Consider the following 7,697-nt stretch of genomic DNA (forward strand, 5'->3'; position numbering starts at 1 on the left):
CGCCTACCGACCGGACCGGGATGAGACCGGCCTCACAGCTCCAGCCAGGCCGCGAGGGGGAGGTGGTCGCTGCCGGTCCGGGGGAGGGTCCAGGAGGACTTGGGTTCGATGCCGCGGACCATGATCTGGTCGATGCGGGCCATCGGGAACGCCGCCGGCCAGCTGAAGCCGAAGCCGGCGCCGGCCGCGCCCTGCGTGGAGCGCATCTGGGAGGTCACCGGGGCCAGGGCCCGGTCGTTCATCGTGCCGTTCAGGTCGCCCAGCAGGACGACCCGGCCCAGCGACTCCTGCGAGATGGCCCGGCCGAGCTGCTCGGCGGCGTCGTCCCGGCGGCCGGCCGTGAAGCCGGCCTTGAACTGGACGCGCACCGACGGGAGATGGGCCACGTAGACGGCGATGTCGCCCTGGGGGGTGGTGACCGTGGTGCGGAGCGCGCGCGTCCAGCCGATCTGGATGTCCACCGGGCGGCTGTCGCTGAGCGGGTACCTGCTCCACACGCCGACCGTGCCCTCCACCGCGTGGTACGGGTACCGGGCTTCGAGGGCCTTCTGGTAGACGGAGACCGAGCGGCCGGGCAGTTCCTCCAGCGCGATGATGTCGGCGCCGGAGTCCGCGAGCTGGCCGGCCGTGGCGGCGGGTTCGGGGTTGTCGGCGTCCACGTTGTGGGTGACGACCATGAGGTCGCCGACTCCGCCGGTCTTGTCCGTGACCAGCCCGCCGAACAGGTTCACCCACACGAGCACCGGCAGCAGCAGGGCGATCAGCGCGCTCGCCGAGCGTCGCAGTACGGCGAGGACGAACAGCAGGACGATGATCACCCCGCACCACGGCAGGAAGGTCTCCAGGAGCGAACCGAGGTTGCCGATGGTGTTGGGGATGCGGGAGTGCAGCGCCATGCCCAACCCGAGGAGCAGGGACAGTGCGGCGAGCACCAGTCCGCGACGCCAGACGTTCCGGCCGCGCAGTGCGGACAGGCGTGGTCGCCTGGAAGAGCCGCCGGGCCGCCGGGTGCCGACCGATTTCGCCTCCGTGGTGTCCACCCCTGCCATGCGCTGCCCTCACTTGCCGTGTGCTGCCGGCCCGGGCGGGAACCATACGCCACCACCGTGATGCCGGGAAACGTGCCGGAGCGGCTCCCGAAGAACCGCTCCCTGTCCCAGACGTGCGAAGGTCGTCGACCAGTTCCAGCCCCGGAGCCATCCGTTCCGATTCATCCCCGTACGCACTCCGCGCAACCACCGCGCGCGCCGGGTGCCGCCCGCACGGCGCAGCGCGCCCCGGCGGGCGCTTCCGGGACGTCTCGTGCACTGGGACCCACGTCACATCGCGGCCGCGCGGGCCGGGCTTTCCCCCGCTCCCGCGCGGTGCCACCATGGGAGGTGATCCGGGGACGCCGTGAGGGCGCCACGAGACGACACAACACAGGAGCCTGCGATGACGCATGCCCACAACGCCGCCACCGGCGGCGCACCGGCCCAGACCACGGCCGACACGGCCACAGCCGACAAGACCACCGCCGAGAAGACCACCGACAGGGCCGCCGACAGCGGTAAGGCGCTCTACGGCGGGAAGCAGAACCGCCGCATCACGGTCCGCGACCTCGCGCTCGCCAAGGAACGCGGCGAGCGGTGGCCGATGCTCACCGCGTACGACGCGGTGACCGCCGGCGTGTTCGACGAGGCCGGTATTCCCGTCCTGCTCGTCGGAGACTCGGCAGGAAACTGCCACCTGGGCTACGACACGACCGTGCCCGTCACCCTCGACCAGATGACCATGCTCTCGGCGGCCGTCGTACGCGGCACGCGCCGCGCGCTGGTCGTCGGCGACCTGCCGTTCGGCTCGTACCAGGAGGGCCCCACGCAGGCACTGCGCAGCGCGACCCGGCTGGTCAAGGAGGCCGGGGTGGGTGCGGTGAAGCTGGAGGGCGGCGAGCGCTCACTGGCCCAGACCGAGCTGCTGGTCTCCGCCGGCATCCCGGTCATGTCCCACCTGGGCCTGACCCCGCAGTCCGTGCACACCATGGGCTACCGGGTGCAGGGCCGGGCCGACGAGGACGCGCACCGGCTGCTGCGCGACGCCAAGGCGGCGCAGGACGCGGGCGCCTTCGCGCTGGTGCTGGAGCTGGTCCCGGCGGAGCTGGCGGCCGAGGTGACCCGCTCGCTGCACATCCCGACCATCGGCATCGGCGCGGGCGCCGGCTGCGACGCCCAGGTGCTGGTGTGGACGGACATGGCCGGCATGACCGCCGGGCGGGTGCCGCGCTTCGTCAAGCAGTACGCGGAGCTGCGTCAGTCGCTCGGGGACGCGGCGAAGGCGTTCGCCGAGGACGTCGCGCACGGTGCCTTCCCCCAGGAGGAGCACACCTTCCACTGAGCCCGGCGGGCGGCGCGCGGGGGCCCGTCAGGCGGTCCGCGTCATTGTGGCGGCGCGTCGGCGCGTGGGCGCTCGGGTGTACCGGGCCTCACGCGCCGGCGTGGCCTCACGCGCCGGCGTCGCCGTTCGCGACGGCCGCCGCGCGCTGCCGGTCCATCTGCGCCTTGCGCCAGTAGAACCAGGCGATGTTCGAGGAGACCCCGAGCACCATCACCCACACGATTCCCAGCCAGCTTCCGTTGGCGAACGAGAGCACGGCGGCGGCCAGCGCCAGCACGCAGGTCAGCAGGGCGTAGACGGCGATGCGGGGCATGGGGGCGGCTCCAGTTCGGGTGCGGTCGTCCGCCCCCATTGTCCCCCATGCCCCCGCCGTGCCTCCGAGCGGTCAGATGTCGGTGAGGCGTACGCCGGCGTGCGCCTTGTAGCGCCGGTTCACCGAGATGAGGTTGGCCACCAGGGACTCGACCTGGTGCGCGTTGCGCAGCCGACCGGCGAAGACGCCCCGCATCCCCGGGATGCGGGCGGCGAGCGCCTGCACGATCTCGCAGTCCGCCCGCACCTCGCCGAGCACCATCACGTCCGTGCTGATCTCGTCGATCTCCGGGTCGCGCAGCAGCACCGCCGACAGGTGGTGGAAGGCGGCCGTGACCCGGGAGTCCGGGAGGAGCGCCGCCGCCTGCTCGGCCGCGCTGCCCTCCTCGGGACGCAGCGCGTAGGCGCCCTTCTTGTCGAAGCCGAGCGGGTTGACGCAGTCGACGACAAGCTTGCCGACCAGTTCGTCGCGCAGCGACCGCAGCGTGTCGGCGTGCCCCTCCCACGGTACGGCGACGATCACGATGTCGCTGCGCCGCGCGCACTCGGCGTTGTCCGCGCCCTCCACGCCCTCGCCCAGTTCCTCGGCGGCGGTGCGGGCACGCTCGGCGGTGCGGGAGCCGATGATCACTTTCTGGCCGGCGCGGGCCAGCCGGTAGGCGAGGCCGCGCCCTTGGTCGCCGGTCCCGCCGAGCACGCCGACGACAAGGCCGGAGACGTCCGGGAGCGTCCAGGGGTCCTTGGGTGCGGGCTTGGCGGGGGGCTGGGAATCGGTAGCAGTCATGATCCCGATCCTGCCACCACGCGGCGGCCGCGCGCCGCCGTCCGGTGACTACTCGGTCACCTCAGGCCTCGTCTCGGTCCTCGTCTCGGTCCTCGTCTCGGTCCTCGTTTTGTCCTCGTTTCAGTCCTCGTTTGTCCTCGTCTCAGTCCTCGTTGTCGTCCGCCTGCTTGTCGTCGTCGTGCCAGCGCGGGTCGTTCCGCCACTCCTTGTTGCGTTCGTGGGCGGTACGCATCGCGTTCTCCGCCTCCTCGCGCGTGCCGTACGGGCCGAACCGGTCCTTGGCGGGGCACTCCGGCCCCTCCTCGACCTTCTGGTGCCGCAGGCAGTAGAACCACTCGCCCGGCTTGCCGACCGTCGTGCGCTTGAAGAGAGACATACGGTCATGCTGCCCCACCACGGGTGCCGTCACCACAGCCGCCGCAGCCCGCCGGGGACGCTCTAGACTTCCCCGCATGTCCCAGTCTCTCCTCGTCCCCGGCAAGGTCTCCCCCTCCCGGGGCGTGCCCGCCACGATCGCCCGCCCCGAGTACGTCGGGAAGACGGCGCCCACGCCGTACAGCGGCCCCGAGGTGCAGGACGCCGAGACCGTCGAGCGGATGCGCACGGCCGGTCGCATCGCCGCGCAGGCGCTGGCGGAGGCGGCCAAGCACATCGCACCGGGTGTCACCACCGACAAGCTGGACGAGGTGGCGCACACCTTCCTCTGCGACCACGGCGCCTACCCCTCCACGCTCGGCTACCGGGGCTTCCCGAAGTCGCTGTGCACCTCGGTCAACGAGGTGATCTGCCACGGCATCCCGGACTCCACGGTCCTGCGTGACGGCGACATCGTGAACCTCGACGTCACCGCGTACATCGGCGGTGTGCACGGCGACAACAACGCCACCTACCTGTGCGGCGAGGTGGACGAGGAGTCGCGGCTGCTGGTGGAGCGCACCGAGGAGGCGCTGCGACGGGCGATCAAGGCGGTCCGGCCGGGTCGGCAGATCAACGTGATCGGCCGGGTCATCGAGTCCTACGCCAAGCGCTTCGGCTACGGCGTCGTCCGCGACTTCACCGGGCACGGCATCAACAGCTCGTTCCACTCCGGCCTGATCATCCCGCACTACGACGACCCCCGGGCCACCACCGTGATGCAGCCGGGCATGACCTTCACGATCGAGCCGATGCTGACGCTGGGCACCCACGAGTGGGACATGTGGGAGGACGGCTGGACGGTCGTCACGAAGGACCGCCGCCGCACGGCGCAGTTCGAGCACACCCTGGTGGTGACGGACTCGGGTGCCGAGGTCCTGACCCTGCCCTGACGGGCTTCCGCCCTCACGTCCTTCCCGCGCACAGCCCGGTGCCGCGGCGGCTCTCGAGCCCGCCGCGGCACCGGGCTGTGGCACGTTCGGGACGTGGATCGGTTCTTCGAGTTTCGCGCGAGCGCCGAGGGGATAGGCTCGAAGTTGCCGACAGAGCGTCGGCAACAGGTTGACTTAGGCTTACCTAAGTAGGAGGATCTGCGGTGCGGCGGTGCTCGTACCGTGCGCCACGCCGTCCCTCGGGCGGCATGTCCCCGTCCGTCCCGGCCCACGGAGGCCCGCCTTGTCCGCGTCCGAGACCACACCGTTCTCCACGCTGATCCGCACCGCGTCGCACGAACAGCACACCGAGGCAGAGAACTCCTCGTTCATGAGCGACCTGCTGGGCGGCCGGCTCGGCGTGGCGGCGTACACCCGCTACACCGAGCAGCTCTGGTTCGTCTACCGGGCGCTCGAGGAGTCGGCGGACCGCCTCGCCGAGGACCCGGTGGCCGGGCCGTTCATACGCCCCGAGCTCTTCCGGGTCGCCGCGCTCGAGCAGGACCTGGACCACCTGCACGGCGGCGCCGACTGGGCCGCCGGGCTGCGCCCGCTGCCGGCCACCACCGCCTACGCGGCCCGCGTCACCGAGGTCGCCCGCGACTGGCCCGGCGGCTACGTCGCCCATCACTACACCCGCTACCTCGGCGACCTGTCCGGCGGTCAGATCATCCGGGGCACGGCGGAGAAGAACTGGGGCTTCGAGCGCAAGGGCGCCGGCGTCCGGTTCTACGTGTTCGAGGAGGTCGGCAACCCGGCCGCGTTCAAGCGCGAGTACCGCCACCTGCTGGACGGGCTGCCGGGCGACGAGCTCGAGCGCCAGCGCGTCGTCGACGAGTGCAAGCGGGCGTTCGCCCTCAACACCGCCGTCTTCCGCGAGCTGGGGGAGCAGTTCCCGCTGAGCGCCTGACGGGCACCCCGGACGAAGCCGGGCCCCTGACGTGTCGACGGCACGTCAGGGGCCCGGCTTCGTCCGGCGACGAGGCGCCGGCGAGCGGCAAACACCGTGCCCGCCGGTGGAGGGACCGGCGGGCACGGGGCGTCGGAGAGGCTGGACCGTCAGCTCTCCGAGGGGCGGCGGCGGGTGGCGTAGACCGCCGCCGCTCCGATCGCGGCCAGGACGGCGGCGCCGCCGACCAGGGCCGAAGTGGGCACGCCGGCACCGGTGGTGGCCAGCGCGCCGCCGGTGCCGCCCACCGTGCCGCCGCCGGCGACGGTGCCGGCCGAGCCGCCGCCGACGGTGGCGGGCGAACCGCCGGTGCCGGAGGTGCCGCTTCCGCCCGGCGTGCCGCTGCCGCCGGAGGTGCCGTTGTCGGGCAGCTTCACGTCGTCCGACAACGCGACGGCGGCGGTCACCGGATCGAGCGCGTCGCCGGGCTGGTAGAAGCCGCCGAACGCCTTGGCGCCCTCGGCGGTGAGGGCGGCGGGAGCGTCCTTGAAGGAGACGACGTCCTTCTCCGCCTTCAGCGCGCCGGACGGCAGGGTGAGGCTCGCGAGGGACAGATTCTTGTAGCGGGTGACCTTGCCGCTCTCGCGGTCCTTGGCGGAGACGTCGGCGACGAGGCTGCCCTTGGCGCCGTCGGTGACCACCTTCAGGCCGGACAGCTTGAGTTCGAGCGCGTAGCCGTCGCCCTCGGCGTGGGCGTAGAACGCCACGCCGCCCTTGAACTCGGCGTTCAGCTTGGACTTGTTGTCGTCGAACCCGCCCGCGGCGTCACCGAAGACAAAGCCTTCCGGCTGCTTGACAGCGCCGCCGTTGACCTCGATGCGGCCCTTGCCGATCGGGCCGGTGACGTAGTCGCGGAAGGACTTCTTCACCCCCCAGTCGAGCGTGCCGTCGACGATGCGGCCGGAGACGGCGGGCGGCTTCTCGCCCGTACCGCCGCTCTGCGTCTCGCCGGAACCGCCGGAGGAGCCGGACGAACCCGCGGAGCCGGACGAACCGGAGGAGCCCGAGCCACCGGACGTGCCGGACGAACCCGAGGAGCCGCTGGTGCCGCCGGAACCGCTGGTGCCGGAGCCTTCGGAGGAGCCCTCGGAGCCGGACGAGCCCGAGGAGCCGTTGGAGCCCGAGGTCCCCTCGGAGCCCGACGAGCCGGAGCTGCCCGACGTGCCCTCGGAGCCTCCTTCGGAACCCGAGGACGTGCCCGCCGAACCGGAGGTGCCCTCGGAGCCGGACGTGCCCTCGGAGCCGGAGGAGCCCTCCGAACCGCCGGAGGACGAACCGCCGCCCGAGGCGGTGCGGACGCTGAGCGTGGCGGGGTCGAGGGCGTCGCCCGCCTTGTACATGCCGTTGAACGCCTCGGCGCCGGCGGCCGTCAGCGTGGCCGGTATGCCGTCGAACGTCATGGCGCCGCCCTCGCCGCGCCCGGGGCGCACCTCGGAGAGGTCGAGGCGGGCGATCGCCACGTCCTGGGCGGTCTTGCCGTCGGCGGTGACGTCGGCGGTGATCGCGCCGCCGGTGCGGCCCTCGGTGGAGAGCCTGACGTCGGCAAGCCGGATGTCGAAGCCGTGCGAGGCGGAGGTGAAGCGGACCGCGCCGGCGAACGTGGTGTTCACGTTGTGGCTGGTCATGTCGTAGCTGCCGGTGCCGCCGGTGAAGGTGAAGGGGCCGTTGCCGGCGGCCTGGGAGGCGCCTCCGGAGACGGTGATCTCGCCCTTCGCCATGCCGGTGACGTACTTGCGGAAGGACTCCTTGAAGCCCCACTCCAGCGTGCCGTCGGTGAGCTCGATGGTTCTTGGCGGCGCGCTCTCGGCGGCGAGCGCCGGAAGCGCGAAGGCGGTCGCGGTGAGGGCGGTCGCGGTGGCGGCGACCAGCGCGAGGCCGCGCGGGATGGCGTTCATCGGGGTGCTACTCCTCGGAGTCGGCGGGGGTGGTGGGG

The 7,697-nt window shown here is 72.4% G+C and carries 8 protein-coding genes; 3 read left to right on the forward strand and 5 right to left on the reverse strand.

Translation table 11 applies throughout. The annotated features are described in order from the left end of the window. Window positions 1-32 precede the first annotated feature (32 nt). Entirely contained in the window at window positions 33-1,049 is a 1,017-nt protein-coding gene (locus FNX44_RS20685; protein WP_143650062.1) for an endonuclease/exonuclease/phosphatase family protein, read from the reverse strand. A gap of 385 nt (window positions 1,050-1,434) precedes the next feature. On the opposite strand from FNX44_RS20685, the gene panB reads away from it, so the two are divergent. After that, entirely contained in the window at window positions 1,435-2,373 is a 939-nt protein-coding gene (panB, locus tag FNX44_RS20690; RefSeq protein WP_143650064.1) for a 3-methyl-2-oxobutanoate hydroxymethyltransferase, read from the forward strand. Between the two features lie 106 nt (window positions 2,374-2,479). Here panB and FNX44_RS20695 read toward each other — a convergent pair whose 3' ends face one another. The 3 genes from FNX44_RS20695 to FNX44_RS20705 all read right to left on the reverse strand — a co-directional run bounded on the left by FNX44_RS20695 (window position 2,480) and on the right by FNX44_RS20705 (window position 3,845). Next, a complete protein-coding gene (locus tag FNX44_RS20695) occupies window positions 2,480-2,686 on the reverse strand; it encodes a hypothetical protein (RefSeq protein WP_143650066.1) in 207 nt (68 codons plus the stop codon). A 72-nt stretch (window positions 2,687-2,758) separates the two neighbouring features. Continuing rightward, a complete protein-coding gene (gene npdG / locus FNX44_RS20700; protein WP_143650067.1) occupies window positions 2,759-3,469 on the reverse strand; it encodes an NADPH-dependent F420 reductase in 711 nt (236 codons plus the stop codon). 142 nt (window positions 3,470-3,611) lie between these two features. Then, a complete protein-coding gene (locus FNX44_RS20705; RefSeq protein ID WP_153507543.1) occupies window positions 3,612-3,845 on the reverse strand; it encodes a hypothetical protein in 234 nt (77 codons plus the stop codon). A gap of 76 nt (window positions 3,846-3,921) precedes the next feature. Between FNX44_RS20705 and map the strand changes: the two genes are divergently transcribed. Both map and FNX44_RS20715 read left to right on the forward strand, forming a co-directional pair. Next, window positions 3,922-4,776 carry a type I methionyl aminopeptidase gene (gene map, locus FNX44_RS20710; protein ID WP_143650069.1) on the forward strand — a complete coding sequence of 285 codons (855 nt, stop codon included), beginning with the start codon at window positions 3,922-3,924 and terminating at the stop codon, window positions 4,774-4,776. 283 nt (window positions 4,777-5,059) lie between these two features. Further along, complete coding sequence (locus FNX44_RS20715; RefSeq protein WP_143650070.1) at window positions 5,060-5,725, forward strand: biliverdin-producing heme oxygenase; 666 nt, start codon at window positions 5,060-5,062, stop codon at window positions 5,723-5,725. 149 nt (window positions 5,726-5,874) lie between these two features. Here the strand turns inward: FNX44_RS20715 and FNX44_RS20720 are convergent, their stop codons facing one another. Next, the gene (locus FNX44_RS20720) at window positions 5,875-7,659 is read right to left on the reverse strand and encodes an HtaA domain-containing protein (RefSeq protein ID WP_143650072.1); all 1,785 of its coding nucleotides are present in this window, start codon (window positions 7,657-7,659) and stop codon (window positions 5,875-5,877) included. Between the last annotated feature and the right edge of the window lie 38 nt (window positions 7,660-7,697).

It is taken from the genome of Streptomyces alkaliterrae (assembly GCF_007097205.2).
Lineage (GTDB): Bacteria > Actinomycetota > Actinomycetes > Streptomycetales > Streptomycetaceae > Streptomyces > Streptomyces alkaliterrae.

What these genes read in the sequence shown, in the direction of transcription:
- FNX44_RS20720 (WP_143650072.1), bottom strand. Translation starts at nt 7,659, where the DNA reads ATGAACGCCATCCCGCGCGGCCTCGCGCTGGTCGCCGCCACCGCGACC.
- FNX44_RS20685 (WP_143650062.1), bottom strand. Translation starts at nt 1,049, where the DNA reads ATGGCAGGGGTGGACACCACGGAGGCGAAATCGGTCGGCACCCGGCGG.
- npdG (WP_143650067.1), bottom strand. Translation starts at nt 3,469, where the DNA reads ATGACTGCTACCGATTCCCAGCCCCCCGCCAAGCCCGCACCCAAGGAC.
- map (WP_143650069.1), top strand. Translation starts at nt 3,922, where the DNA reads ATGTCCCAGTCTCTCCTCGTCCCCGGCAAGGTCTCCCCCTCCCGGGGC.
- FNX44_RS20705 (WP_153507543.1), bottom strand. Translation starts at nt 3,845, where the DNA reads ATGTCTCTCTTCAAGCGCACGACGGTCGGCAAGCCGGGCGAGTGGTTC.
- FNX44_RS20695 (WP_143650066.1), bottom strand. Translation starts at nt 2,686, where the DNA reads ATGCCCCGCATCGCCGTCTACGCCCTGCTGACCTGCGTGCTGGCGCTG.
- panB (WP_143650064.1), top strand. Translation starts at nt 1,435, where the DNA reads ATGACGCATGCCCACAACGCCGCCACCGGCGGCGCACCGGCCCAGACC.